Origin of the sequence: Arthrobacter sp. 2762 (assembly GCF_040548745.1) — a bacterium.
Lineage (GTDB): Bacteria > Actinomycetota > Actinomycetes > Actinomycetales > Micrococcaceae > Arthrobacter.
Genome location: NZ_JBEPSI010000018.1, coordinates 1 through 25697 on the forward strand (window position 1 = coordinate 1; position 25697 = coordinate 25697).

Below are 25697 nucleotides of genomic sequence, written 5' to 3' on the forward strand. Positions count from 1 at the left end.
CGTGGCTGGGACTTCGTCTCCGCCGGACGCGGGGACGTGCCCTGGGAATCGTCCTTCCGCGCCCTGGCCGCGATCGGCTACAACGGCCCCATCAGCATCGAATGGGAAGACGCCGGCATGGACCGCCTGCACGGCGCCCCCGAAGCCCTCGCCGCCCTGAAAAAGTACGACTTCCCCGCCTCGCAAACCAGCTTCGACGCAGCGTTCAGTAGCAAGTAGCCCTCACAAAAGCATCACCCCATCTATTTATTGCAAAGGACCGTTATGAACCTCGACAAGGCACGATTTGCCCTGAACCCCCTGCAGTACATGGCCACCGACGACGGCTGGCTCGACCCCACCTTGAACCCCCCGTTGGCAGAACGGCTCCAGTACATTGCCTCTGTTGGATTCACCGCGGTCCAAAGCGATGTGCCGGCCGACCAGACAACCGAAGCGTACGGGGCTGCCCTCGCAGCTGCCGGACTCCAACCAGGACCCGGTTACGTGAACCTCAAATGGTCCGACACGCCGGAAGTGCGCCATGAGCAGCTGCGCCAGGCAGGGGACTTGGCCGAGAACAACGTGGCACTGGGCACCCCGCTTCTCTTCCTGTCGATGGGCATGGAACGGGATGCTTTGCGAGTACAGCACCCTGCCCGCGGCTATGGCTCCACCCCGGAACATCTCGCCCGAGTCCGGGACTACCTGAGGGAAGCAGCAGAAATCATCACCGCTGCCGGCGGCGTTGCCGCTCTCCACCCACATGTCGGCACATGGATCGAGACAGCAGTGGAAACCCGCTATGTCCTGGACAGCATCGACGACAAGGTATTGGGCTTCGGCCCCGACATCGGGCACCTGGCCTGGACCGGAGCGGACCCGGCCCAGATCATGGCCGAATACGCTGGCCGGATTGCAGGGGTCCACATCAAAGACCTGAACGCCGAAATCGCCCGCACGAGCCGCGAAGAACGATGGAGCTACCGCCAGACCGTCCAAGAAGGAATATGGAAGGAACTTGGCACAGGCGACCTGGACTACGCTCCGATCCTCTCCACCCTCCCCGAGGACTTCAACGGATGGATCGTCATCGAAGTAGACCGCGGCACCACGTCAACACCGGAAGAAAGCATCAATATGTCAGCAGAATGGCTCAAGGCAAACACCCAAGGCGCCTTGCCCTAGCCGTCGAGTTCTTGAATCCCGGGGTGGAGTTTGTTCATGAATTCGCGGCTACGCTCTATCAGCTGCGGGGCGTCGTCGGAAAGGCTGTAGCCCTTCTTCTGCCAGTCCTCGATGCCGAGAATGATATTTGGATGGGGGTTCTCCATGTCGCTTGCCCCGGGACAACGATGAACGCGGTTGCATGCCTCGGATAGGCGGGCCGCCCTCGATCATTGACCAACATCGATGTTGCTTCATGCATATCAGGTGCCTAGACACGATAATGAAGACGCCGGCCCAAGACCTGCTCAACCTCAAAGCCGAACTGGCGATGCCTCAAAGTTCTTAGTTTGGGTTGGTTGGGAACGTATTCGGCAACGGCCGAGACCAGCCATAGGAGACAGCCAGCGATTACTGCATATTCGCACAGGCTGGATCGGCTCCTATTACAAAACTGAGGAAACGGAGTTCTACCGCGACTTCTTAGAACCTGGGCTGACTTACTCCCCGCAGCTAATGGAGTGGTTCCGAGATATGGAAATACCTAACCTGGTCACTGATAGCATCGGCAACGAGGTCACCCGCGACCCGGTCAGCGGAGTTGACCTTGCGCTGCACAATGCACTCATGATTAACCTCGGCATCGAATTTACGGAAATCATCGCCTTGGATAACTTGCCGACGATTGCTCCTCTGACGGGCAATGGACTTACCTCTACACCGCGGCTCCTATGAAGATTGTGGGCGGCTCGGGTGCAACGGTCAGCCCGGTCGTTATTATGTAGCCCCTCTACCCGCGTTGTGGCCGCGCTCGAATGGGCGGACCCGGCGCAGAGCCAGAAGACTGAGTCTTCGTGACCCGCTAGCGCCGATAAGGGACGTTCTGTCGTCGGCCGGGCCGGGAGGTCTTGTCATGATGCTCGGTGTCGTCTCCGCCATGTAATAGATGAAGGAGGTGCAGCTACTGTGTCGAGCTATTCATCGTTCTGGCGGGTGAGTGCCGTCGCGTTGTGAGTTGTTCTACCGACCGGCGGGAGTCACGCCTTGGACGTCGGGGCCTCATCCTACCGGAGACTTCACACGGACCAAGAGGTACCGTCCAGCAGGAATACTGCGGAGGCGGCAGCGCCGATTTCCTGGCGTGGGCTATGAGTGCGCAGGGACGCGTCAAGTGCCCATTTTTCGGTGTTCGATCGAGCAAAAATGAAGTGTGGACAATGTCCACAGTTTTCGCCTCGAACTGGCCCGTACTGGCCGGGATTCCGCATGTTTTCGCGAGTTCCCAGCGTTTGCAGGCCTCCCGCGTTGCCAGTTGCGGGAGGTTCCGGTGCGGGGATGTCATTACCGCAGGGTGGGCTTTGAGGGCAAGCCGTCAGTCATGTCCGGAGGTAGCAGACCTGCCGGTTCCGTCCCCTTGAGCTTGGGTTAGCCATCGCCTCTGTTCAGTTCTTTGACCGAAGGGGACCTCGAATGTTGGGGTCACGGTGAAGGACCAGTAGTCATGTTGGGTGATCGATACACCGGCGCCTCCCATCAGCTGCGCTTCGAGCTCGGCGATTTCGATGGCGCGGCGCAGTTCCCCGTTCAGGGTATGCGGATCGTCTGCGTCAACCGCCAGCGATGATTCTGATTCTTTGAAAATGGCCATTGTTTTGGTCCGTCGTCGGCACGCAAGCGCTGGTATGGGCGAGGCTGCTATCCGAGCTCCCGAGTCGTCTTGTGGCTGGTTTCCGGACCTGCGGATGCTGCGATAGCGCCAAGGATGCCCACAGCCAAGCACAACCAAACTGCGGGCTGCCAGGAGCTTGGCCCGGCTCCCAAGGCCTGGGCGATGGTCGGGGCAAAACCCGCCGCCACCAGTCCGAGCATGAGACCCACGGCCATCCCCGTGTACCGCACTTTGGAAGGGAACTGCTCGGCGTAGTAGGCGGCACCGACGCCGATAGCCATGCTGTAGAAGACACTGATTCCCAGGACAGCTGCGACCAGCAGAAGGACGACATTGCCCGAGTCGATAGCGTTGAAGAGGACGAACAGTGTGGAACTAGCACCCAAGGCACCGATAATGTAGACCGGCCGTCTTCCGAAACGATCCGCCCATATGCCCACTACTGGTGCCATGACCGCGGCACCGATGTTGCCGACAGAAACAGCTACCAGCATGATGACGCTGGACACTCCCTGGTTCTGCGTTACGTATGCCAAGGTGAACACGTTGAAAATGGTGCCCACGACGTTGATGCAACTGCAAATGATTACGCGGAGTGTAGCTTTCCAGTGGTAACGCAAGAGGGTGACGATTGGCAGGGAGTCCGTTTTGCCTTCGTCGCGTACGTCCTTGAAGACTTCGGGTTCTTCAAGGTTCCGCCTCATGAGGTAGGCGATGATGGTCAGGACGCCACTGAGGAGGAACGGGATGCGCCATCCCCAGGAAATCAATTGTGCCTGCGGCATCGCGGCAAGGGGCAGGAAGACCAGCGTTCCCAACGACATGCCTAGCTGCATGCCGCTCATGGAGAAGGCCGTGTAGAACGCTCGTTTGCTGTCGGGGGCGTGTTCCAAGGTCAGGCTGCTGGATCCTGGTACCTCGCCGCCTGCTGAGATGCCCTGCAGGAGCCGGAGAAAGACCAGGAGAATTGGTGCAGTTAAACCTATAGTTTCGTAGGAGGGCAGGATGCCGATGAAGAAGGTGGCGCACCCCATCAGGCCGATGGAGAGCATCAGAGCAAGTCGGCGGCCCAGGCGGTCACCGATGTGGCCCCAGAATATTGCACCGAACGGGCGGGCGACGTAAGCGACGCCGAAGGTCGCGATGGATAACAGGGCCCCCGCTCCGCCGGTCATGTCGGAGAAAAACACCTTTCCGAAGACAAGGGCTGCGGCGGTGCCGTAAATGATGAAGTCGTAGTATTCCAGTGCACTGCCAAAGAATCCGGAGATAGCAGCACGACGCACCCTCCGGGCTTTTTGTTGCCCTTCGACGTCTGCGATGGTTATTGACATTTTGTCTCCTGCTATTGCTCTGAGGCGGGGGCCTAGAGGGTGATGGGGTTGAGCCGAATGGTTTGGGGGCCGACTGACGAGTCGAAAGTGACCGTGTACAGTCCGTCGGGTCCGCCGTTGTATGAAATGTCGACACCGAGCTCCTTCGTGCTGGCAACATCGCCCAGCCACTTCTGAAGGTCGGCTTCGCTTCCACCGAGTTCGATGGATGTGACGCCGCCACCCTTGACGTCGCCGGTTCCTTCCTGGATGGGTGCCAGGCTCGAATGACTGCTCAGGTCAGGGACGTAGTAGATGTTCGGCTTTCCCAGCCGCCAGGAGTTCCAAAAATCTGGAGTGTGCGGAATTGGTGGTTTGTCCGCCGAGGGGACCATGGGGACTTTGCCACCGGAAATACCTTCCATGGGCGACATTCCGTGCCCTTTGGCGAATTCGTGGATTTCGTCCATGGAGTCGCTGCGCAGGCACACGCCGGCGAAGCAGTCACCGGACGCTGTTTGGCGTTCCAGTTCCAGGGCCATGGGTGCGCGGTCGGTGATCATTTGGTGGTCAACGATGCTCTCTACTTCGATGTAGACGTGGTTTCCCAGCGAGACGATCTTTTGGCCTAACCCCAGGCCAGGGAAGTAACCGCCATCGGAGGAGCCGATGCCTGTTTCGCGGCTGAGTTCCACGGTTGTGCGGTAGAGGTTGTTTGACCAGACAGCAATGTGATCGAGTGTGATCACTTACGGCTCCTTAGGTTTGAGGTTTTGCAAGGTTGTTTTCCGGCGGTCCCGATCAGGACCGCGACGAAGCGGCATAGACGGATTTCCTGGATGCCCGTGCGTAGGGGTGGGGATACGCCATCGGGTTGCCCAACTGCGCGGCCGCCTCACGAGCCCAATTGGGGCTGCGAAGCAGCTCCCGGGCCAGGAACACGGCGTCGGCCTGGCCCGATCCAATGATCCGGGAGGCTTGGTCAGGTTCAGTAATGAGCCCTACGGCTGCTGTCGGAATGGACGCTTCCCTGCGGATCTGTTCTGCGAATTCCACTTGGTAGCTTGGCCGTACAGGAATCCGCGCGTCGGGCACTATGCCTCCCGTGGAGACATCAAACAGGTCGACTCCATGCTCTTTGAGGGTCTTCGCGAGCAGGACCGCTTCGTCCTTAGTCCAACCAACGCGTTCATCGTCGGTGTCCCCGGCCAGCCAATCGGTCGCGGACACCCGGAAGAACAGTGGCTTCTCGGCGGGCCATTGCTGCCTTACGGCGTCGACGACTTCCACCGCGAACCTCATCCGGTTAGCGAGGGATCCACCATATTCGTCGGTGCGGAAGTTGGATGCCGGCGAAAGGAACTGGTGTATCAGGTAACCGTGGGCACCGTGCAGTTCCAGCACATCAAAGCCGGTCTTATGGGCAAGGTCAGCGCTCCGTGCGAAGTCGTCCACCAAAGCCTTTATTGCGGGACGCGTCAGTTCCTTCGGTGCAGGGAGGGCGCCGAACGGCTCAGTGCTGGGTCCCACGGAGTCCCATCGGTTCTCTGCATGGCTGCCGCTGGCCCAGGGACGACCGGTCGATGCCTTCCGGCCGGCATGGACAAGCTGGATGCCAACAGCAGTCCCGTGGTCGTGGAGGAAATCGATGATTCTGCGGTGGGAGCTTGCCTGCCGGCTGTTCCAGAGACCCAAATCGTATTCGCTGCTTCTCCCCTCCGGGTTGATGGATGTTGCTTCGACCATGGCCAGACCCACGCCGCCCAGTGCGCGGGCGGCGAAGTGCTGGAAATGCCAATCGGTTGCTGCTCCCGTTTCGGGCCCTGATGGGTTGGAAGAGAACTGCATCATCGGAGACATCCAAATGCGGTTGGCTATTGTCAGCCCGCGAAGAGTGATGGGGTCGAACAGCTCAGTCATCTCGGCTCCGTCGCTTGTACTCTTAAGCCCAGGAAGGTCTGACCGCTTCGCTGCAGCGTGGCTCGGTCCAGACCGCTTCTGTCCACGAATGCGGGCAGGTCTTGTTCTGCCATGTCGAACGGGTAGTCCGTTCCGCAGAGGATCCGGTCTTCGCCGGCATGCGATGCCAGCAGGTCGAGTGTGTTCCGGTCGTGGGTGACGGTGTCGAAGTAGGCGGAGCGGAACAGGTCCCGCGGATCGATGGAACTACCTGCCCGGACATCCGCCCGGGCCTGCCACGCGTGGGACCATCGTCCCAGAATGGCGGGAGCACAGCCGCCGCCGTGGACGAAGCAAATCCGTAGATCAGGCAACTGTTCCAAGACGCCTCCGAGGATCCCGGACGCCACCGCGGTGGCCGTCTCCACGGGATTCCCGATGAGGTTCGCGAGGTAGTAGGAGGACCATTCAGGACGTGGCAGCTGCATAGGGTGAACAAGCACTGCCAGCCCATGCTGAGCCGCCGACTGCAGCACAGCCCGAAGCACGCCAACGTCCAGGGAATCTCCCCGCAGTATCGGGGGGATGGCTACCCCTGCCAGAACACCGGCGTTGGCAATATCGGCGACCTGTCGTGCTGCGGCCGTCGCATCATCGAGCCGGGTCAGTCCAAGACCGGCAAGACGCCCGGTGGACTCGGTGACCACTTTGGATAGGCTCGCGTTGTACTCATGGATGTAGTCCTCGGACGATGAGCTTACTGCGAAAGCGAACGGTGGTGGCGACAGGGCCCTCAGCGAGATCTCGTGCGCGTCCATGTCCGAGATAATGGCGTTTACATCGCTCATGGCCTCTGTCCGGATCGACAAGGGCAGGTCGCCGAGGAACAACTCTCCATCCTTGTCCCGCATGGCACCATAAGGAGAGCCAGAGGGAAGCCCGAACAACTCCGTCGGCAACCAGTGGGCGTGAACGTCGATCAAATCGGCGCTCATTCCGCATCCAGCGGCAACGGTTCGTTTTCGGAGTCAAGGTGCTCAATGGTGGTAAAGACAAGGTCGGTCTGGCCTATGTTCTCAATGTCATGAAGCAGATATTCTCCGGCACCGAAATGGAAGTGCCGTGTCTCTCCTGCAGAATAGGAGACATCACGGGTGGTGCCGTCGTGGGTGTGCTGTCGACTGTTGCCAGGGTTGACGGCGGTCCAAAAGTAATCGAGAACATGACGGTGTGCGTGCCAGCGATCACCCGGGGCGAGACGGATTTCCCAGACCCTGACGCGGTCGTTCTGGCTCAGCAGTTTGGAACCGACCTGACCGTCGAAGGCGCGGGTTTCGAACTCCCGGTGGAGTTCCTCGGACCATCCTTCGAAATTCTCTCCTACAAGGGTTCCGGCCAGGGGAAGATCGCTCAGAAAGCTGTTGGTAGTCATGGTGAAGCCTTTCTTGTGGGGTGTGCTTAACGTCCGGGTCCGTAAAGGCCGAATCGAAGGTCCTGGTCGCCAGGGGTCCAGGTGTTCGTGAACTGCGACCGTTCGCCCATGGCTTTCACACGGGTCAGCAGGTTGCTGCTCAGTTCGAGCTGGCTCGGCTCCCATTTCTCCAGCGCTTCGGCAATATTGCCTGCCGCGGCCGTCAAAGCATCGCTGAGGGCCCATGCGTCGGCTGCAGCCTTGGCTGTGCCGGCGGCCGCGTGTGGACGGGCGGCGCACGCGGCGTCGCCAATGAGTGCGACACGGCCGCTGGCCATCTTCGATGCCCGGGAATCCCAGACAACTTGGATGAAGGGCGATTCTGTGGAGGTGACCAGTTCAGCGGCGGCAGGTGCCAACATCCGGGAGGCGGTCTCCCTCATTTCGTTCACATAGCGGTCCTGGACGTGATTGGGATGCACGGAGACTTTGCCCGGGAATCCCTGCTTGCTAAGGAGCATTTCATCGAGTTCGGGACCTTCTGGAACGTTGCGGTACCAGACGTAATTCATTAGCCGCTGCCCTCTCCCAAGTCCCCTCTCACTGGGAATGGGATACATGGTGATTTGGGAATGGGGAACGACGTTGTACGTGACGGCGTCATTGAGCAGGTTTGCCGTTTCTGCCGAGAGATCCGCCTCGTCGACGGTTCCGCGCCATCCGATGTAGCCGGAGTATTCAAGGGTGACATCCGGATCGATTCGAGCCCGGTTAGCGGAGGTGATGCCGTCGGCGATGACAACAAGTGCGGCCTTTTCTTCCCGGCCACTGACGAACCGTACGGTGACTGAGTCCTCGTTCTGATCAAAGCCGCAGGCGAACTCGCCCAGGTGGTAGTGGTCCCGTCCGAAATCGGAGAGCAAGGCACGGTAGAAGGTGCCCCACGATGTGTGAGACCAGGACCGGGCTTCCCTGTCAATGATGCGGTTTTCGCCATCGAGATATTGAACCCAGCTCGTTGTCGTGCTGACGTCCTCGGGCCGCTGGGTACTGCGTTCCTGGAACCATCGCAAGGTGTCCGGTTGAAGAACGATGCCGCCTCCACGTCCGTCCAGGTCTGTCGGTGTCCGTTCGTAGACGTCGACCTCGAATCCGAGGTCGCGGAGCAGCAAGGCAGCTGTTAATCCGCCGATCGATCCTCCGATGACAAGTGCGCGCGATCCTTCGTAGGCGCTCATGACGAAATTCCTTTCAATATGGTTTGGTTTTCGGAGGTGCCCGCTTGGGCATCCGTGGGTAGTTCCGCGTCGCGGGTTTCGGGGGCGAAGTAAAGGCCAATGAGGGCGATGATTCCTGTGGAGGCCAACACTGCCGTTGCTACTCCGAGGTTGCCGCCAAACCATGAGGTTGCGATGACCCCCGCGACGAGCGGGCCCGCCGCGGTGATGTAACGGCCGATGCTGTTGGCCAGGGCAATGCCACTTGCCCGCATGCTCGGTGAGAACATTTCGGGTCCGTAGACGAAGTTTCCGGAAAGGGCGCCGAACAGGCCGAAGCCTACGATGGGAATGACGATGAGGTACGTGGTGTAGGAGTGTTCGAAGGGGAATAGATAAGCAACGCTGGCCCCGGAAATGAGGAAGCTGACCAGGAAGGCCTTCTTGCGTCCTATGGCATCGGCGATGAAGCCCCAAGACGCGTACCCGAGTATTCCGCCGGCGTTGAACAGCATGGACGAGATGGCAACGCGGTGGTTTGCCTCTTGCGTTGGCAGTGATTCAGCGACGGTCATGTCGCGGATGATTTGGGGATACCAGGTAGAAACGCTCCAAAAGGCGAGAAGGGCCCCAGTAGCCAGTGCTGTACAGATAAGTGTCGACCGCAGATGTGGTGACGACAGCAGCCTGCGGAGAACAAATTGGTCCTCAGGTCGGCGCATGGCTTTGTCCTTGCGTTCCTTACGCCTGGCGATGACATCTTTGATCTCTTCCGGTTCCGGGACGTAGCGTCGCAGAAACCACACCAGAAACGCGGGAACAACAGCAAGGACCAGCATGAAGCGCCAGCCGTGTTCACTGAGCAGGCCGTAAGCAAGCGCTGCCATGAAGAAACCGGCTGCGTATCCTGACATCATGACGCCGCAGGCCCTGGCACGGTATCTGTTGCGCCATACTTCTGCGACCAGTGCGGCCCCGACTGGAGCCTCAACGCCGGACCCGAGGCCGGCTATGAAACGGAGTATGCCAAGCTGCCACCATGTATCTGCGAAGGCGGCAGCCGCGGTGAAGACTGCATAGGTGAGGATGCCGATAGACAGGACGCGGACGCGGCCGAAGTAATCTGCCAACACACCGAACAGGATTCCGCCGGTAGCCCACCCCGCGAGGAAGAGAGCAACGGTCAGTCCTCCGTAAACGCCAATTTGCGCTGAATTGACGACAATGCCGGAGTGCGGCAAAAGGTCCGTCATGGCCGGTCCCAGGACTAGCGCGTAGAGGCTGCCGGCGAAGCCATCGAGGGCCCATCCCATGGTGGTGCCGAAAAGTACCAACCACTGAACCCGGGTGATTTGCTGTCGCCAGCCAAGCGTCACCGAAGTTTGTTTGTTCTGTATCACTTTGTATTCCCTTCTGAGGATGCCGGGTGACTCAGTTCAAACGCCCGGGGGTGTCTGACCCGTACCAGTCGACGTCGGTGTCGGCTGTACGTACGACGATGGTCTTGATCCAAGTGAAATCGTCGAAGGATTCTGCTCCTGCATCCTTTCCGGCACCGGATTCCTTGATGCCGCCCCACGGCAACGACGGTTCAAGTCGATGGTGGTCATTGACCCAGACCATGCCTGACTCAATGGCTGCCGCCACCCGGTGACCGCGGGCGAGGTTGTGGGTCCAGACGGCTGCGCCGAGGCCGAACCGGTTGTCGTTGGCCATCTCTATGGCTTCTGCTTCCGTGTCGAAGGGAACGACCACGGCGACGGGACCGAAGATCTCTTCTTGGGCTACGCGCATGTTGTTCTTCGCATCGGCGAAAACCGTAGGCTGCAGGAAGTACCCGTTACGGAGGTCATCCGGCAGTTCAGGAACGTTGCCGCCGGCAGCCAGACGTGCGCCTTCTTCTTGACCGATGGAAATGTAATCCAAGACCTTACGGCGCTGTGTGTCGCTGATCATCGGTCCGATTTGAGTCTCCGGCCGTGCCGGGTCACCAATCTTGATGGCGTTCGCCCTGGCGACCAAGGCAGCAACGAACTCGTCATACCGTTCCCGCTGCACGAGAAAACGCGCACCTGCCACGCACGATTGCCCGGAGGCAACGAAGGCAGCGAAGGCGGCGCCCTCGGCAGCAGCCACCGGATCGTAATCGCCGAAGACTATAACCGGAGTCTTGCCGCCAAGTTCGGCGGTCATACGTGCAAACCGTGACGCTGTAGCGACCGCTGCGGAACGTCCGGCCTCGGTCCCGCCGGTCAGTGTCACTTTCGCGACGTAAGCGTGTTCGCTCAAACCGATCCCGGCTTCGCGGCCGCCGGTGACAACGTTGATTACGCCGTCCGGAACGCCTGCCTCCGTGACGATCCTGGCAATGGCAAGGGTTGTCAGCGGAGTCAGCTCCGACGGCTTCACCACGACTGTGTTACCGGTGGCCAAAGCAGCGGAAAGGCTTCGAGCGAGGATCAGTGCCGGGTGGTTGAAAGGCGTGATAATTCCACAGACCCCGAGTGGAGTGCGCTTTTGGTAGGTCAAATACGGACCATCGCTGGGCAACACAGCGTCCCGTTGCGCGGCGAGAAGGGCTGCGTTATAGCGGAACCACTCCGGAACACGCGACAACTGGGCGCGCGTCTCAGTAATGGGACGGCCATTGTTCTGTGTTTCGAGCGTGAACAATGACTCGCTGGCCGCTTCCAGAGCATCTGCTGCCTTCAGCAGGACCTTGGCCCGGTCGGTCCGGCTCATGCGAGGCCATGGCCCCGATTCAAAAGCCACCCGCGCGGCAGCGACGGCTTTGTCGACGTCGACACGTACACCGTCCGGCACAGTGGCTATCGGAAGTCCCGTCGCCGGATTTGAGATGGTCAGGGATGCTCTGCTCTCGGCAGGAACATCCTTCCCGTCGATAAACATAAGGTGCTCGATCATGGTTGCCTCGTTTCTTGTCCTACGTCGGCATTGACGTTCTCGATAGGGATCTCTATCAGTATGGGATTCAAATCACATCGAGAATATGTATTCGCAAACATAGTTTTTGGCGTTCTGTGTTGGAACAGACACATAGGGATAGAATCAGGACATGAGCCACACCCATCTGGAGCAATCAAGCGCTGATACCCAGCAGGAGAAAGGTCAACGTTCGTTCGAAGTTCCCCGTTGGTCGGAGAGTGTTCGGGCAATCACTCAGACGGTTGTGACAGCTCAGCCGCTTCATCGGGTGCTAAATCTCATAGCTGAAACCGCTGCTGGGCTTATGGGTTACGAGTTCTGTGGAGTGCTCTTGCCTGACTCTTCCAGTCGAAGGCTCACTATTGAGGGTTCCAGTGGCCTGTCCAGGGAGTACATAGAACAGGTCAATGCGGATCACCCGGTTCTTTTGGACCAGGGCGTGGAACAGGAGGCCCCTTCCAGCAAGGCATTTCGAACGGGTTTGCCCGTAGCGATTGCAGACATCCAAGCGGAGCCACAATTTGCGCCGTGGGGTGGGGTTGCGCGGGAGCAGGGGTATCGATCGATGATTTCCGTGCCCCTGATGGAGTCAAGTCAGGGGGTTATTGGCACATTGAACTGCTACCGCAGGGGCACCCACGATTTTGGTCAGCAAGAGATCTCGCTGCTCGCCGTGCTTGCCGACCATGCGGCCATAGCGCTTACTACTTCCCGCCTGCGATCCGTCGAAGCCAGTCGGATAGAAGAACTGGTACTGCTCAACCGAGAGCTTCATGAGCAGCGGGACTTGTTGGAAAAGTCCGAGGAGATCCACCAGAAACTGACCGACATTGCATTGAGGGGCGGTGGCGTTCCAGGCATAGCCGCCGCGCTCTCGATTCTGATATCCCGTCCGGTATTGATCGAAGACCTGCAGGGAGCAGTGATCGGACGATCCGATCTCGACGCCGGATTCCCGGACGACGGAACCAGGTCCGGCATGAGGGATGAGCGCTCACCCTCCTTCGAGGTATTTCCGGTACTGCTCAACGAAAGCGAAGTTGCCCGTATTTGGACGGTGACCGACTCGGGACCTTTGACACCCATCGAGCGGCGCGCCGTTGAACACGCCACGGTGGTTACTTCTCTTGAACTCCTTAGGGTGCGAACCGCTGAAGAAGCGCAATGGAGACTTCAGGGAGAGGTCCTGAATGACCTTCTCAGCGGAGAGCCTTCCGCGTTGGATACTATCCATGCCCGCGCTGAACGATTGGGTCACGACTTGAACGTTGACCATACGATGGTCGGCGTTTCTTTGTCCGAGGTGGCGCAAGACGACATTAACGCGTGCCTGCAGCAGGGACTCCGCAGGCTTAACGCCTGGGCCTCAACTTTGAAGCCGCGCCCCCTCTGTGCCATCCACCACGACAGGATCGTCGTGCTGCTGCCCATGTCCTTGCAGAATTCTGCGACGGAAACAACGACAACCGAGAAAATCCGCAAAATGGCCGCTTCACGCCGGCCTCGCGCCAGTGCGACCGCCGTATCGCGTGGTCCTATCAGGGGCCTCAGCATGTACCCCAAGGCTTACCGGTCCACTGCCGGGGCCTTGAACATGCTCGCTCTGGCTGGGCGGACTGACGTGTCAGTTACTTTCGACGATCTTGGCCTTGTAGGTCTGCTGTTGCAACTGGATGACTCCGGCCAGCTACTCCGGTACGCGGAACAATCCCTTGGTCCCGTCCGTAGCCACGATGAGTCCCGTGGAACTGAGCTCCTCAAGACCCTGAGAACCTACTTCTCCGCGGGCCAAATTGGCATTGACACAGCGCGCCTTCTACAGGTTCACCCCAACACCGTCGCGCAACGGCTTCGTCGCATACAAACCCTGACCCACAAGGACCTCTCACGACCGGACCATGCAATGGACCTCGCGGCAGCATTGGCCATTGGTGACGTTGCCGACACCACTACCACCGCTGCGCCGCGCCCCACTAGGTAATCAACCCCACTTCAAGGGAGAGCCCGCCGCTGAGCTGTCCCGCCCAACCCGCGACGGCACCCATTACGATGCCTATGATTTCAAGTCCGTCTTGCCCCTGTTAAGGCGGTCGACGACCTAATGGAAGCGCGAATCCCGGACGGCGGGCCTCCAGATTGCAAGCCCGTTAGCGAAGTTTGCGATTCTCTCCGCGCAGCAGGTCGTCTCGAACATAGGCCTGTTTGGGTGGAGATAATGATCTCCCTGAGAAATCGCCGACCTGGCCGTCCAGACAAGTGGTCACTTGGGGAGGTACGAGTGGGGTCCGAAAGCCATTCGGTCCAGTGCAGGAACACGACTCGCATCATAGTATGTAGCCGTGGCTCGCGACTGATCTTGGTCGGCGTTTGCGTTTCCGTCCCGTCTTGGAATGAGTTTGGCGTATCCCTCGCTTGGGAGGCAGTTCGCCGTCGGGCCGGGGCGTGGACCAACCCGAGTGCCCGGCGGACGTGCGCAGCTGGACCAGTATCTGACGACATTGGCGATCGTGGGGTTCATTCTATTGATGTTCGGCTTTCAGGCCTGGAGCGCATCCCTGGCCCGCCAGGTATTTGAAAGCACTCCACGCTGGCGCAATCAACAGGCAGTCCTGCTGATGGTGAGCGGCGAAAGACGGCCTGCGCTTCGGTCCTGCTCGAAATACGGCGGGGCCGCCACAAGAGAGACATGCCAGTTCCTGCCGTGCCAATTTTTGTTCCTGGGGAAGTAGAACTGCGAACTCTGTGGCGGTCCATTCCGTGCCATCCAAGATGTTTATTGCCATGAACACGGCGCCTCCTCTAATGCCGTTATTTGGGGACGAGTGGTTTGGCCGCGGATTCTGTGTGGATCTTTCCCGAGGTGCTGGTAGCGAGGGAGCCGAAGTTTGTCGCTGGTTCCACTTCTTGGCCTGACACCGGCGGCGGCGAATCGGACCCCGCCAACTCGACGTTGCTTTCCAGCATTTCGAACCGGGCACTCGCCGTGCTGGCGTAGCCTGTGGTGAGCGTGACGGTGGCGGGGCCGGCCTCATGTTACGGTGTGCTCGTGCAACTCGGCCTTCAGGACTTGGAGCTTGGTCGTCCTGGAATATGGCTCAGAATGGACTTTGAGAAGCCGCCGTCGACACAGATGTCTTGTCCGGTGACGTAGCCCGCCAGCGGGCTTATGAGGAACTCAATCACATTCGCAATGTCCAGTGGATCTCCAATTCTAGCCAGGGGAATAATGTTTTCCCTGGCCTTCTTGATATGGGGGTCGGCATACATCTTTTCGGTCATCCGGGTGTGAGTCATGCCGGGAGAGACTACGTTGACGCGGATTCCTTCAGGTGCCCATTCCAGAGCGAGTGTTTGGGCAAGCATAGTTAACGCAGCCTTGCTGGGGCTGTAGGCGCCTGATCCAGCGTGTGGGATCTGACCTGACATTGACGAGGTGAAGCAGGCGGAACCGCGACTCTGCTGCAAGTGCGGGTGGCTGGCTTTGGCAAGGAGCCACGCGCCGCGAAGGTTTACGGAGAACATGTCGTCCCAGTCCTCGATGGACACATCGCAGATCGGGCCAGGATTGGCAATCCCCGCATTCGCAACCAGTGCGTCCAGCCCCCCGAACTCAGCCACCGCGGCGTCTACCAATTTGCCGGGCACCTCTGGATCACCGAGGTCTCCCGCCAAAGAAATAGCGGTGCCGCCCATTAATTCGATTGAGCGAACGACTTGCTCTTGGTTGCCGTTCAGTTCGTGGCCCGCTACAGCTATCCTGGGGTGTTCGCCACGGGCAAGTGCCGCCTCTGCGATCCTCAGGCAGGCGGCTGCCCCTATACCGCTGCTTCCGCCACTAACCAAAGCTCTCATTGGATTCACTCCTTTATTAGCGGCCACATCGCAAAGCTTCTACGTGCCCTCCAACGTCTATTGGCGTTGCGGAACGATGAGCAATGTGACCTATTGACTATTTTCTCTCGTAGATCATCGGCAGAAGCGCCATGATCTCAGGCGTCGGGTCAGCTCCCGAGTTCCCAGCCTTGATCCTTGAGGTCCTGCATCGCCGTCTTGAATTCCTGCAGAGGGTTCTCTTCGCGAATAATCTCAAGAACAACGTTGCTCACCCCGCACGTTTCCTTGACGGCCTTGCCCAGCCCGTTCCAGTCGATCACTCCCGTTCCGATCGGATCGTGACCCCAGGTTTCCGTGCCTGTATCGGAAATATGCACCAATCCAATGGATTTGTGATGGGAGAGCAGGCTCTTTACTGGGTCCTCACCTATGTACGCTGCGTTGGCGACGTCATAAACGATCTTGACCGAGTCATCGTTGATCGTGCTGACGACGCCAGCCAGATCCTCGATGGTAGGGGTGAAACAATAGGGGGTGTTTTCGAAGAGGAGTCGCGTGCCGGCCTGTTTGGCCAGCGGAATGAGGCTCTCCAGGCTCTCGTGCAACCACCCGTGGGTCTTCTCAAGAGAGGGTGAAATCATAGGACGGCGCGTCCCGGGCGATATCACGACTTCCGAGACGCCCCAACCTTCGGCAAGCTCCATCACTGACTTGATGTGCTCGACGCTCTTTTGGCGCATATTTGCTGCAGGGCTGGCGAGATTGATGTCGTATCCACCGGCATTAAGCGACCTGATTGTGGCGCCGTATTCATTGAGGCGGCTGTAAATTTCGGAGCGCTCGGCTTTGGAGATTTCATCCGGCCAACAATGTGGAGAGCTAACTGGAACCTCAAAGGTTTTATACCCGTTTCCGACCAACTCCGCAATCGCATCTATTGCCGTGGATGACCATAGGTAGGAAAAAGTGTTAATAATCATTTGGTTCACTCGGAGGGTCCTCTCAATTCGGCGTCAATGTAGAAAGCGTCCATCAGCAACTGTAAATTCCGATCCCATGCAGGGCGTCGTTGCCAGTAGCGAGGCGGCCCGATGGCTCGGACGGGTGATCCCCGCCTTTAGCGTCGTATGGCCGCCTCTCAAGGGAGAGCATGGCTAGCGGGAACTCTTGACCTCGTTGGCAGCCCGCGGGGTGCTTGCCGCCAAATGTTCGCCCTCGAGTACCTCAGGGTCAGCAAGTGCGACGGTGACACGGTCACCGCGGTTTCCGGTCTCCGGCAGAGTGAAGTAGACCACGAGGCTCAGGGCGACGACGACGATCATATAAACAGCGACAAGCATTGGCTGTCCAGCGCCAACGAATGCAGCTGCGATCAACGGAGCGGTTCCGCCAAAGACAGCAATCACAATCTGGTGCGCGAAGCCGATGCCCGATACTCGGACGGATGCTGGGAACAGCTCCGCTTGAATGGTTGGATAAACCGACTGCCAGATACCAAGAACCACCCACCCGGACGCGGATACCAGCACGTACACACCGAAACCCGGCTGGTTCAGGAGCAGAAGCAAGGGGTAGAAGAGCACAATCATGCCGATGGCGCCGATAATCGGGAAGATTTTGCGGCGCCCGAGCCGATCTGAGAGCGCACCGCAGACGGGAACGATGACCACCAGTAGTGCTAGCCCGATAACGCTGCCGGCCAGTGTGGAGGGCAGATCCCGGCCAGAAGTCAGCTTGGCGTAGGTGGGGAGGAACGTCGCCCACGTGTAGTAGGCCACGGCCGGGGCCGAGAGTGCTGCTGCCTGCAGCAGCGCCTTTGGGTGTTCGCGAAGCAGGTCCATGAGGCGGGCAGCGGCAGTTTTTTGATCCACGAGGGCGCCCGCCTCAAATTCGGGTGTTTCTTCAGCGCGGGCGCGCATGATGAGGCCGACGATCCCGAGGATACCGCCTACGACGAAGGGGATGCGCCAGCCCCAGGCGGCGAGGTCTGCCGGAGTAAAGGAGGACGTCACCATCGCTGCTGCGCCGGTTGCTGCAAGGGTCGCGAGGCCGCTCGCCATGTTCGTGAAGGAACCAAACAGCCCTCTCCGGTGCGCCGGAGCGTGTTCAACCATGAAGGCGATGGCGCTCTGCCCTTCACTGCCGGCCGAGATGCCTTGAAGGATGCGGGCAAACAAAAAGAGAACCGGCGCCGCGTAGCCGATGGTCGCAAATGACGGCGTAAGGCCGATGATGAGCGAGCCGAGGGCCATCCCGGAAATGGACATGGTGAGAATGACGCGCCGGCCGAAGCGGTCGGCCAGCGGCGAGACGATTATGCCACTGAGCGGACGTACAATAAACCCGACCGCGTAGGTGAGTAGTGCTGCAATGAGCGAGGCAAACTGAGAATCGCTGGGAAATATCTGTGACGAGAACACCGCAGCCAGTAGCCCGTAAATGTACCAGTCGTACCATTCAACGAAATGTCCGATTGTACCTGCCACCATGTTGAGGGTGCGGCGGGGGTGCTTCGTCACTTCGGGAAGCTCTGAAGCGGCCAGTCCGCCGTCAGCTTCTTTTGAGGTCTTCATTGAACTCTCCATATTTCACGATTGTTGCAGAGGGGTATTTGAGAAGTCCCGGACACGTCGGCGTGCCGGTTACGCCCGGCCATAAGTCCGCTCATGGGACAACCGCCTGCCAGGACCGGCGGTCGGTTCAGCGCTTCGGGCTGTGCCTGACTTCAAGTTGAAAGGAGCTTATTCAGCCTCCCAAACTATGAATGAGATCGGTTGCTGAGATCGGTTGCAAGCAACGATACGGATGAGATGTAAACCTTGTCAACGTCTAAACGCGGTCGCGTGGCGGAATTTCAGGCTGGGACTTGGGGCGTGGGCAAAACAAGGCCCCAGTGCTGCAGGTGCTGATCAATCTCAGGTTGTAACGAGGTCGCGTCGGTTCACGATGTGTGAAGAGGTGCCTCGTTGTTGAAGTCCAGGTATTGCACTCCAGACCAAGTGCACTCCAGTCGGCCATAGAGGGACCAGTAGTCATCCCAGTGGGCAAGTTTCCACTGGTCTCGTTCCAGTCCGCGGTGGATAAGCCGAGTACGCAGAACGTCTTTAGGCACGCGGACCCGGACTACGGTGATCGTGGACGGCGGCCATTGGAAGCTTTCTGCCGCGCGGGTCAAGTAGTCGGGGTCACTGAAATAGGCCCCAAAAGGGGCGTCGAGGACCACGGACCGGCCGAGGCGCAGGTTGACTCCTGCCACATCCATGAGGGTTTCGTACTCAAGGGGCAGCAGGTTGTCGCGATAGTAGTCATTGGACTCGCGGTCGGTTGGGTCATGGCCCGTGGCCGTCAGTGCGAACTCGACAAAGCGGCCGCTCACGCGGTCCTTGTCAAGGTACGCCGCTTGATGCTTCTCAGCCGTTTGTTGGGCAATGGTCGTTTTTCCTGAGCCAGCCGGTCCAATGACGATGAAGACTTCCGGGGACATTATCGGCGGGCCTCTGCTACGGCAGCGAGGAAAGAACGGGCTGCTTCGGTGACGCGGGTAAAGTCGCCGTCCGGCTGCCATGCTTTTGTCACGTAGCTGCCCACACCGACACCTGCCACGCCTGCGGCGAACCATTCGTGCACATTTTCCAGAGTTACACCGCCTGCAGGCATGATGGGCAGATGTGCCAGTGGTGCCAGCACTGCTTTCGCATAGGCCACCCCGCCGGCCTCGGTGGGGAAGAGCTTGAGGATGTCAGCGCCTGCCTCGGCGGACTCAACGAATTCCGTCGGTGTGTAGGCTCCGCTGATCGTTGGTACCTGATACCGGTTTGCTGTGCGGATCATCGCGGGGTTCAGCTGGGGGCTGACCAGGAACTCGGCGCCGGCGCGAATGCACTCGTAAGCGGCGTGCTCATCGAGCACAGTCCCTGCGCCGACCGCGACGCCGCTGGGTCCGTGCTTGGCGGCCAGCCTGCGGATCACGTCGACGGCACCGGGAATCGAAAGGGTGATCTCCAGGGCCCGGAAGCCTCCCTCGATGGCGGCCTCCGCGACCTTTTCGGCGACTTCGGCGTTATCCAGTCGGACGATCAGGACGGCTCCGGATTCGTGGATTGTTTGCAGGGTGCGAAGTTTCTTGTTCATGGCGGCCTCTCTCTGGCCGGGGGCATCTTTTCTATCGAGCGGCCCGGCTCTATTGATGTTTCGTTGACAAACTCTCCCACCATCCATAGTGTTATTGCAACCGATCTCAGCAACCGATCTCATACAAGGGGGTATTGCGGTTGACTCATGTACGAACAATTGTTCTTGGCGCTTCCCACTGGCATGTTCCACTCTGCGCGCAAGCTATCGCTGAAGAACACGAAGTGATTGGAGTAGGCGACGAGGATGTATCCCGTGTGCAGGTAAAGGAACTGGCCGCTCGCTGGGACGCAACGGCTGAAGTCGATTGGCGGAAGCTGGTTGATCTTCCCGACGTCGGCCTCGCATATGTCTTTGGTCCCCACGAGGGTATGGCAGAAAAGTGCATGGCCTTGATTGAGCGGGGAATTCCGTTCGTCGTGGAAAAGCCCTTGGGCACTTCCCTTGACGAGCTTTCCAGGGTCCGCCAAGCCGCCGAATCAGCCGGTGTACCAGCCACTGTGCCCCTGGTTCAGCGCGGTGGACCCACAGAGAAATGGCTTGCAAAGGCAGGCCGCCCCAGCTATCAGAGGGCCTCATTCATTGCTGGTCCACCGTCGCGGTATCTTGACAATGCCAATCCTTGGATGCTCGATCCGGTCAAAGCCGGGGGAGGCTGCCTGGCGAACCTTGGTCCACATTTCGTTGATCTGTTTCTCCGAGGTTGCGATGAGCCGGCAGCGCAGGTGGATTCGCGCCTCTCTTCAACGCTTCACCGCCAAGCCGTTGAGGATCATGCCAGTCTCATCATCACGACGCCGGAGGGGCGGGAAGCCATTGTGGAAGTTGGCTACGCATTCCCTGGGTCCCCGTTGAAGCGGTATTGCAGCTTTACCTCAGTGGGTGAGGCCGGATTCGCCTCCGTTAATTCCGATGGCACAGCAACTTTTACCGCACTGGACGGAACTACGGAGACCGACGAAATCAATGTGGACAGCGACCCGCTCTACGATCCGTTTGTGCGGAACGTCGCCCGGACGCTGGAAGATGGATTCCGGGGCCTGCCCACGCTGGCCCAGCTCGAAGATGTCATGCGCCCCATTTGGCTGGCCTATGACGACCAGCACGGAGGAAACGAACATGTCTGACTTGAGTATCGACGTCGTTGCAAAAGCTGCCGGTGTCCACCGGTCAACGGTCTCCCGGGCGTTCTCACGCCCTGAAGCGGTGAAGAGTGAAACGCGCGAGCACATCCTCCGGGTTGCCGAGGGACTCGGCTACACCATGAGTCCGCTGGCACAGGCGCTCCGTCGAAAGACCAGCACCATCATCCCTCTGATCGTCCCTGACATTACGAACCCGTTCTTCGCGGAACTTGCCAAGACGATGACACAGGCAGCTGACGAGCGTGGCTATCAGCTCATGCTATGCGTCACCAACGGTGACCCGGCCAAATCCGATGGATACTTCACGGCCATGCAGGCGATGTATGCGCCGTTCGGGATTGTGGCGCCCTCCACGAAGGTGGATACCGAGGCGCTGAAGCGTTTTGCCTTCGGCCACAAGGTGGTGGTGATTGACCGCGTGGAAGGTGACGAGTCCGTTCCTACAGTCACCGTCGACAGCCGCAAAGGGATCATGCTGGCGCTGGATCATCTGCATTCCCTGGGGCACACCTCAATCGGCTACGTATCCGGTATCGCCGGGACACATACCGCCCAGGACCGGATGGACGCCTATCTGGAACTCACCGCACAAAGCGGCAGCCTGCCAGTTGTACTGGACAGCGGCTCAGATCTTGATGCGGGCACCCGCGGGGCAGAGCATTTCCTGGAAATGGACAATCCGCCCACAGCGATCATTGCGGCCAATGACATGGTGGCCTTTGCAGTGATCTCGGCGCTCGGCCGGAGTGGCCTGCGGGTACCGGACGATGTGTCGGTCATCGGGTTCGATGGGCTCGCTCTCGGTGCCCGCTTCAACCCTCCCCTCACAACAGTGCGGCAGCCGATCGCTGACATGGGACATATCGCGATCGAACTGGCGGAGAAGCAGAATGGTGACGGTTCCGTGGACCATATTGTCCTGGAACCCGAGCTCCTGGTCCGTGGCTCCACCTCGGAGCTCCGAAAATGAGCGGGGGAGGGGAGCCGGCGTTCCGACGCCTGCCGGGGGTCCAACACACGGACCACGTCGGCCTGACGGTTCCAAACCTTGAAGAAGGCATCCGGTTCTTCGTCGAGGTCCTCGGAGCCGAAGAGCTATACCGCTCCGAACGCGGGCCCGACGAAGAATTCATGCCTACAAACTTCGAAGTCCCATCAGACGCCAGGCTCACGCTTGCCATGCTCCGCCTGCCACCGAACCTCAACATCGAGCTTTTCGAATGGAGCAGTGCTGAGCGGCGGGAGACGCCACCGAGGCATTGCGATGCGGGCGGGCACCACCTGTGCTTCGTCGTGGACGACGTCGACGAGGCCATCGCTGTACTGCAGGAAACACCTGGGGTGCGGGTGCTCGGTGAGCGCAAGGAAGTCGCCGGCGACAGCCCGCGCGTAGCTGGCAACCGCTGGACCTACTTCGTCACCCCCTGGGGACTGCTGATGGAAATCGTGGACCGATCCCGCGTCGCAGCCCCGCCCCGGCTGGTCGGTCCCGCGGACTGGACGGCAGCTCCAAACACTTCAGAAAGGACATGAACAATGCGGCTAGCGGGTCACACACTAGGTACCCCGAACCACACGGTTCCCCAAGCACTAAGTCTCTTCCGGGCCGCAGGGCTCGATGCCGCCGAGGTCATCTACCAGGATGACTACAAGTCCGGTTTGCCCTTGGGGGACCGGCGCTCGGCGATGGAGGCGCTGAAAGCGGCCGAAGGCGAAGGCGTACCAATCGTCGGTCTGACGCCCTACACCACCGCCATCAACTCACTGGACGACACCGAATGGCGCGCAGCAGTCGATGAATTCCGTGGCGCCATAGAAACCGCACAACTGCTCGGCGCTGACCGGGTCCGTGTCTACGCTGGTTCCTGGCACCCCGGAGACACCGATCACGCCGCGCGGTGGGGACAGTTGCGAAAGGCCTTGGAGACCCTTGCACCCGAAGCCCAGCAGGCCGGTGTCCGTCTTTGCGTCGAAAACCACTTCGGCACCATGACCCAGACCGCAGCGGACACAGCGGCCCTGGTCCGGGAAATTGCGCTGCCGTCTGTCCGCGTGCTCTACGACCAGGCGAACCTGACCTTCACGCACGACGAAAACTACGAAGAAGCCTTCGCTGTTCAAGGCGACCTGATCGGTCACGTCCATGTGAAAGACCTTGTCTTCACGGACCCCAACGCGGCCTTTCGTGCCACGGAAACGGCCAGAGTCAACGCCTCAGAGCGGGCAGTCCGTTCCCGCGTCGTCGGAAGCGGCGTTATTCCGTGGTCCCAGATCCTGGCCGCGCTGCTTCAGCACGGCTACGACGACGTACTGAGCATCGAGCTCGAGTACCGTTGGCACCCGCAAGACCTCCCCGCGCCCGAAGATGGATTCCGGGAATCTGTCTCCGTCCTGCGCTCAATGCTCTCTGATCTGGCTGAAGTGAGGAATGCCTGATGAACACCACCCGTCTCCGCGTTGGAGTTATCGGCGCAGGCAACATCGCCACCATCGCCCAACTGCCTACCCTCGTCCAACGCGACGACGTTGAGTTGGCTGCCCTGGTTTCCCGGCGCGAAGATCCGAGCAGCCTGGTCCGACGCTGGGGCTTCAACGCCGCCTACAAATCGGTGGAGGACATGCTGGCCGGCCAGGAACTGGATGCCGTCTTCGTGCTGACCCCACGTTCCGAGCACGCCCACGCCGTCCAGCTTTGCCTCAGCCGTGACGTGGACGTGTTCTGCGAGAAGCCTCTGGCCCCAGCGACCGAGGAGGCAGAACGTCTGGCCGATCTAGCCGACGAGCGGGGACGGATACTGATGGTTGACTTTAACCGCCGTTATGCGCCCGTTTACACGGCCGGCCGGGAAGCTTTTGGCGACAAGGGTGCCACCTTCTGCGTTGCCCAAAAGAACCGCCCAGGGTCCGAATACCGCGCGACGTTCGAGAACGCCATCCACATGGTCGATCTCCTGCGCTGGTACTGCGGAGGCGAACCGGAACATGTGGCGGCCCACGCCGCAGGTGAGGATCCCTGGGAAGAAGACGGCGTCGCAGCAACCATCCGCTTCAGCACAGGCAACACGGGCCTCCTGATGGCAGCCCGGACGGCGGGCGCTTGGAATGAAAAGCTGGACGCCTACGGCGACGGAAAGACCGTCGAAGTCAGGGCACCTGAGACGGTCTCGACGACTGTCAACGGCGTCACGACGTCGCGGGAGCTGAGCGCCGAAGCGTACGGCTGGGCAACCGCGACAGACACCCTCGGGTTCTCTGCCGCCGTTCACCACTTCCTTGATCGGGTCGCTGACAGGGCACAGCCGCTTACCTCGGGCCGCGAAGCCGTTCACACCCAACGTCTGCTGGACCAGATTCTCGCAGCCGCGGGGTTACCGACAAAGGAGCAGACCGGCCGCGAGTGGGCTAGCCACGCAGTCAACGCAAGCTGAACCTTCCACCTCTACCAAAGTTGCACAGGCATCTGATGCGGCCTCTTTGGAACCGGTGGCCTGAGCAAACCGATCGGATATAGGGAGGTGCAACATAGCTCTGCCTCGCCTGCGTAAGGGTGCACCACAAGACACGCGTGCGGAGAGACGGCCGTTTCGGGGGCGACTCGCTGCGTTTGCAGGCATCCTGATGGTTGCCTTCAGCGCCAGAGAAGCGGTGTCGGCAGTGTCCCCGCTCCTTGGACAAATAGGCGCCGACCTTCCCTTCGACGCGGTAACCACAGGGATCCTTGGGATGCTGCCGACCGCCGCCTTCGCAGTGATGGGTTTCTTTGCGCTGCCGCTCCTGCGGCGTATCCAGCTCGAACACCTGCTACTGATTGCCATCCTGCTGACAACATTTGGTCAGGTCGGCCGCGCGGTGGGATGGAACGTGTTGGCGTTCTTGGTGTTCACCTGCTTCGCCATGCTCGGGATTGGCTTGGTCAATGTCGTGGCTCCGCCTCTGTTGATGAAGTACTTTCCCGACAGAATCGGGATTCTCGCAGCGCTCCATGTCACGCTCCTGGGTGTCAGCACGGCTGTGGCCGCCCAATTTGCCATCCCCTTGGGGACTCTTTATGGCTGGCGGTTCTCCATAGGTATCTGGGCTGCCCTCAGTGCGTTTGCTGCGATCCCTTGGCTGATTCTTCTAGTGGCCAACCGGACCGTTGCCCACTCCCGGACCTCACCAGCCAACGATAGGGCGTCGCCCCCTGCGAACCCGGTCAAAACTTGGAGATCATCAATCGGCTGGGGCACTGCATTGATCTTTGCTGGTTGCTCCAGCAATACTTTTGCGGCGCTCGCTTGGCTTCCTGCTGTTCTTGTCGACAGAGGGATGGGACAGGAAGCTGCTGGATCCATGCTGGCACTCTATTCAATCCTCGCCTTGCCGGTCGCCCTGGTTGTGCCCGTGATTGTTGTAAGAATGCCACGCCCGCTACCTGTGGCAATCCTCTTTGTCCTCGCATTTGCCGTCGGTTATGCAGGCATAATCTTCGCCCCACCAGCCTCTGCAGCTGTCTGGGTCGTCATTGCGGGCCTGGGCCAAGGCGCTTATTCCTTTGCGTTCACCATGATCAACAAGCGAACACGAACGCAATCCGGCTCGGGAAGTTTATCCGCGTTCGCCCAGGGGACCGGCTACGCCTTCGCAAGCGTCGGCCCTTTCCTTTTCGCGCTCCTGCACGGTCCAGGGGACGGCTGGCTGCCCTCATTTGGCATGCTCGGTGCCTGGCTCGTGGTGCTTGTGGCAGGGGCAATCATGGTCAACAAGCCACGCATGCTTGAAGATCACCCGCCGGGTCCGAAGGATCAAAAACCAGGCAAAAGGCAACGGCAGAACGATGCAGAACGGAAGTTGACGCTGACAGCGGAGACTCCCCGCCCCAGAATCGAAAATAAAGGCCCTTGACACCCTTACTGCGGCACCAAATGTTGGGTGCCGCCCATTAATGCAACCGCTCTCATCGACATTTTGAATGAACTCAAGGGAGAGATTTCATGACTTACGCTG

General features: G+C 59.7%; 25 protein-coding genes. 10 read left to right on the forward strand and 15 right to left on the reverse strand.

Annotated elements, in window-relative coordinates:
• Both ABIE18_RS21485 and ABIE18_RS21490 read left to right on the forward strand, forming a co-directional pair.
• Positions 1–219, forward strand: a 219-nt coding sequence (locus ABIE18_RS21485; protein WP_499724542.1) for a sugar phosphate isomerase/epimerase family protein, incomplete at its 5' end; no start/stop codon positions are given.
• 45 nt (positions 220–264) lie between these two features.
• A complete protein-coding gene (locus ABIE18_RS21490; RefSeq protein WP_499724543.1) occupies positions 265–1167 on the forward strand; it encodes a sugar phosphate isomerase/epimerase family protein in 903 nt (300 codons plus the stop codon).
• Here the strand turns inward: ABIE18_RS21490 and ABIE18_RS21495 are convergent.
• Entirely contained in the window at positions 1164–1313 is a 150-nt protein-coding gene (locus tag ABIE18_RS21495; RefSeq protein WP_499724544.1) for a hypothetical protein, read from the reverse strand. The two genes, ABIE18_RS21490 and ABIE18_RS21495, sit on opposite strands and share 4 nt — an antisense overlap.
• A gap of 367 nt (positions 1314–1680) precedes the next feature.
• On the opposite strand from ABIE18_RS21495, the gene ABIE18_RS21500 reads away from it, so the two are divergent.
• The gene (locus tag ABIE18_RS21500) at positions 1681–1881 is read left to right on the forward strand and encodes a hypothetical protein (protein WP_499724545.1); all 201 of its coding nucleotides are present in this window, start codon (positions 1681–1683) and stop codon (positions 1879–1881) included.
• 637 nt (positions 1882–2518) lie between these two features.
• Here the strand turns inward: ABIE18_RS21500 and ABIE18_RS21505 are convergent.
• The 9 genes from ABIE18_RS21505 to ABIE18_RS21545 are packed head-to-tail and all read right to left on the reverse strand — an operon-like array spanning position 2519 to position 11580.
• A complete protein-coding gene (locus tag ABIE18_RS21505; protein WP_499724546.1) occupies positions 2519–2794 on the reverse strand; it encodes a hypothetical protein in 276 nt (91 codons plus the stop codon).
• A gap of 47 nt (positions 2795–2841) precedes the next feature.
• Entirely contained in the window at positions 2842–4149 is a 1308-nt protein-coding gene (locus ABIE18_RS21510) for an MFS transporter (protein ID WP_499724547.1), read from the reverse strand.
• 32 nt (positions 4150–4181) lie between these two features.
• Positions 4182–4877 carry a VOC family protein gene (locus ABIE18_RS21515; protein ID WP_499724548.1) on the reverse strand — a complete coding sequence of 232 codons (696 nt, stop codon included), beginning with the start codon at positions 4875–4877 and terminating at the stop codon, positions 4182–4184.
• A 52-nt stretch (positions 4878–4929) separates the two neighbouring features.
• Entirely contained in the window at positions 4930–6048 is a 1119-nt protein-coding gene (locus ABIE18_RS21520) for an NADH:flavin oxidoreductase/NADH oxidase (RefSeq protein ID WP_499724549.1), read from the reverse strand.
• Complete coding sequence (locus ABIE18_RS21525) at positions 6045–7022, reverse strand: amidohydrolase family protein (protein ID WP_499724550.1); 978 nt, start codon at positions 7020–7022, stop codon at positions 6045–6047. Before ABIE18_RS21525 ends, ABIE18_RS21520 begins: the two co-directional genes overlap by 4 nt.
• Positions 7019–7459 carry a cupin domain-containing protein gene (locus ABIE18_RS21530; protein ID WP_499724551.1) on the reverse strand — a complete coding sequence of 147 codons (441 nt, stop codon included), beginning with the start codon at positions 7457–7459 and terminating at the stop codon, positions 7019–7021. The genes ABIE18_RS21525 and ABIE18_RS21530 overlap by 4 nt, the downstream gene beginning before the upstream one ends.
• A 26-nt stretch (positions 7460–7485) precedes the next feature.
• Positions 7486–8676, reverse strand: a complete 1191-nt coding sequence (locus ABIE18_RS21535) for an FAD binding domain-containing protein (RefSeq protein ID WP_499724552.1) — start codon at positions 8674–8676, stop codon at positions 7486–7488.
• Positions 8673–10055 carry an MFS transporter gene (locus ABIE18_RS21540; RefSeq protein ID WP_499724553.1) on the reverse strand — a complete coding sequence of 461 codons (1383 nt, stop codon included), beginning with the start codon at positions 10053–10055 and terminating at the stop codon, positions 8673–8675. Before ABIE18_RS21540 ends, ABIE18_RS21535 begins: the two co-directional genes overlap by 4 nt.
• 31 nt (positions 10056–10086) lie before the next feature.
• A complete protein-coding gene (locus ABIE18_RS21545; RefSeq protein ID WP_499724554.1) occupies positions 10087–11580 on the reverse strand; it encodes an aldehyde dehydrogenase in 1494 nt (497 codons plus the stop codon).
• 151 nt (positions 11581–11731) lie between these two features.
• Between ABIE18_RS21545 and ABIE18_RS21550 the strand changes: the two genes are divergently transcribed.
• On the forward strand, positions 11732–13582 hold the full coding sequence (locus ABIE18_RS21550; RefSeq protein WP_499724555.1) for a helix-turn-helix domain-containing protein: 1851 nt from the start codon (positions 11732–11734) through the stop codon (positions 13580–13582).
• 1079 nt (positions 13583–14661) lie between these two features.
• Here ABIE18_RS21550 and ABIE18_RS21555 read toward each other — a convergent pair.
• From ABIE18_RS21555 to ABIE18_RS21575, 5 genes are all read right to left on the reverse strand, one after another.
• Complete coding sequence (locus tag ABIE18_RS21555) at positions 14662–15453, reverse strand: SDR family NAD(P)-dependent oxidoreductase (protein WP_499724556.1); 792 nt, start codon at positions 15451–15453, stop codon at positions 14662–14664.
• Between the two features lie 149 nt (positions 15454–15602).
• Complete coding sequence (locus ABIE18_RS21560; RefSeq protein WP_499724581.1) at positions 15603–16415, reverse strand: sugar phosphate isomerase/epimerase family protein; 813 nt, start codon at positions 16413–16415, stop codon at positions 15603–15605.
• A gap of 174 nt (positions 16416–16589) precedes the next feature.
• The gene (locus ABIE18_RS21565) at positions 16590–18008 is read right to left on the reverse strand and encodes an MFS transporter (RefSeq protein WP_499724557.1); all 1419 of its coding nucleotides are present in this window, start codon (positions 18006–18008) and stop codon (positions 16590–16592) included.
• 368 nt (positions 18009–18376) lie between these two features.
• On the reverse strand, positions 18377–18919 hold the full coding sequence (locus ABIE18_RS21570; RefSeq protein ID WP_499724558.1) for a P-loop nucleotide/nucleoside kinase family protein: 543 nt from the start codon (positions 18917–18919) through the stop codon (positions 18377–18379).
• Positions 18919–19566, reverse strand: coding sequence for a bifunctional 4-hydroxy-2-oxoglutarate aldolase/2-dehydro-3-deoxy-phosphogluconate aldolase (locus ABIE18_RS21575; protein ID WP_499724559.1), 648 nt, complete (start codon positions 19564–19566; stop codon positions 18919–18921). The genes ABIE18_RS21570 and ABIE18_RS21575 overlap by 1 nt, the downstream gene beginning before the upstream one ends.
• A 224-nt stretch (positions 19567–19790) precedes the next feature.
• Here ABIE18_RS21575 and ABIE18_RS21580 point away from each other — a divergent pair, with 224 nt between their 5' ends.
• From ABIE18_RS21580 to ABIE18_RS21605, 6 genes are all read left to right on the forward strand, one after another.
• The gene (locus ABIE18_RS21580) at positions 19791–20693 is read left to right on the forward strand and encodes a Gfo/Idh/MocA family protein (protein WP_499724560.1); all 903 of its coding nucleotides are present in this window, start codon (positions 19791–19793) and stop codon (positions 20691–20693) included.
• A complete protein-coding gene (locus tag ABIE18_RS21585; RefSeq protein ID WP_499724561.1) occupies positions 20686–21681 on the forward strand; it encodes a LacI family DNA-binding transcriptional regulator in 996 nt (331 codons plus the stop codon). The genes ABIE18_RS21580 and ABIE18_RS21585 overlap by 8 nt, the downstream gene beginning before the upstream one ends.
• The gene (locus tag ABIE18_RS21590) at positions 21678–22244 is read left to right on the forward strand and encodes a VOC family protein (RefSeq protein ID WP_499724562.1); all 567 of its coding nucleotides are present in this window, start codon (positions 21678–21680) and stop codon (positions 22242–22244) included. The genes ABIE18_RS21585 and ABIE18_RS21590 overlap by 4 nt, the downstream gene beginning before the upstream one ends.
• Before the next feature lie 3 nt (positions 22245–22247).
• A complete protein-coding gene (locus tag ABIE18_RS21595) occupies positions 22248–23147 on the forward strand; it encodes a sugar phosphate isomerase/epimerase family protein (RefSeq protein WP_499724563.1) in 900 nt (299 codons plus the stop codon).
• Entirely contained in the window at positions 23147–24139 is a 993-nt protein-coding gene (locus tag ABIE18_RS21600) for a Gfo/Idh/MocA family protein (protein WP_499724564.1), read from the forward strand. Before ABIE18_RS21595 ends, ABIE18_RS21600 begins: the two co-directional genes overlap by 1 nt.
• A 190-nt stretch (positions 24140–24329) precedes the next feature.
• On the forward strand, positions 24330–25595 hold the full coding sequence (locus ABIE18_RS21605) for an MFS transporter (RefSeq protein WP_499724565.1): 1266 nt from the start codon (positions 24330–24332) through the stop codon (positions 25593–25595).
• Positions 25596–25697: the final 102 nt, after the last annotated feature.

Coding starts and splice junctions, on each gene's coding strand:
- ABIE18_RS21490 (WP_499724543.1), top strand. CDS start 265: ATGAACCTCGACAAGGCACGATTTGCCCTGAACCCCCTGCAGTACATG.
- ABIE18_RS21495 (WP_499724544.1), bottom strand. CDS start 1,313: ATGGAGAACCCCCATCCAAATATCATTCTCGGCATCGAGGACTGGCAG.
- ABIE18_RS21500 (WP_499724545.1), top strand. CDS start 1,681: ATGGAAATACCTAACCTGGTCACTGATAGCATCGGCAACGAGGTCACC.
- ABIE18_RS21505 (WP_499724546.1), bottom strand. CDS start 2,794: ATGGCCATTTTCAAAGAATCAGAATCATCGCTGGCGGTTGACGCAGAC.
- ABIE18_RS21510 (WP_499724547.1), bottom strand. CDS start 4,149: ATGTCAATAACCATCGCAGACGTCGAAGGGCAACAAAAAGCCCGGAGG.
- ABIE18_RS21520 (WP_499724549.1), bottom strand. CDS start 6,048: ATGACTGAGCTGTTCGACCCCATCACTCTTCGCGGGCTGACAATAGCC.
- ABIE18_RS21525 (WP_499724550.1), bottom strand. CDS start 7,022: ATGAGCGCCGATTTGATCGACGTTCACGCCCACTGGTTGCCGACGGAG.
- ABIE18_RS21530 (WP_499724551.1), bottom strand. CDS start 7,459: ATGACTACCAACAGCTTTCTGAGCGATCTTCCCCTGGCCGGAACCCTT.
- ABIE18_RS21535 (WP_499724552.1), bottom strand. CDS start 8,676: ATGAGCGCCTACGAAGGATCGCGCGCACTTGTCATCGGAGGATCGATC.
- ABIE18_RS21545 (WP_499724554.1), bottom strand. CDS start 11,580: ATGATCGAGCACCTTATGTTTATCGACGGGAAGGATGTTCCTGCCGAG.
- ABIE18_RS21550 (WP_499724555.1), top strand. CDS start 11,732: ATGAGCCACACCCATCTGGAGCAATCAAGCGCTGATACCCAGCAGGAG.
- ABIE18_RS21555 (WP_499724556.1), bottom strand. CDS start 15,453: ATGAGAGCTTTGGTTAGTGGCGGAAGCAGCGGTATAGGGGCAGCCGCC.
- ABIE18_RS21560 (WP_499724581.1), bottom strand. CDS start 16,415: ATGATTATTAACACTTTTTCCTACCTATGGTCATCCACGGCAATAGAT.
- ABIE18_RS21565 (WP_499724557.1), bottom strand. CDS start 18,008: ATGAAGACCTCAAAAGAAGCTGACGGCGGACTGGCCGCTTCAGAGCTT.
- ABIE18_RS21570 (WP_499724558.1), bottom strand. CDS start 18,919: ATGTCCCCGGAAGTCTTCATCGTCATTGGACCGGCTGGCTCAGGAAAA.
- ABIE18_RS21575 (WP_499724559.1), bottom strand. CDS start 19,566: ATGAACAAGAAACTTCGCACCCTGCAAACAATCCACGAATCCGGAGCC.
- ABIE18_RS21585 (WP_499724561.1), top strand. CDS start 20,686: ATGTCTGACTTGAGTATCGACGTCGTTGCAAAAGCTGCCGGTGTCCAC.
- ABIE18_RS21590 (WP_499724562.1), top strand. CDS start 21,678: ATGAGCGGGGGAGGGGAGCCGGCGTTCCGACGCCTGCCGGGGGTCCAA.
- ABIE18_RS21595 (WP_499724563.1), top strand. CDS start 22,248: ATGCGGCTAGCGGGTCACACACTAGGTACCCCGAACCACACGGTTCCC.
- ABIE18_RS21600 (WP_499724564.1), top strand. CDS start 23,147: ATGAACACCACCCGTCTCCGCGTTGGAGTTATCGGCGCAGGCAACATC.
- ABIE18_RS21605 (WP_499724565.1), top strand. CDS start 24,330: ATGGTTGCCTTCAGCGCCAGAGAAGCGGTGTCGGCAGTGTCCCCGCTC.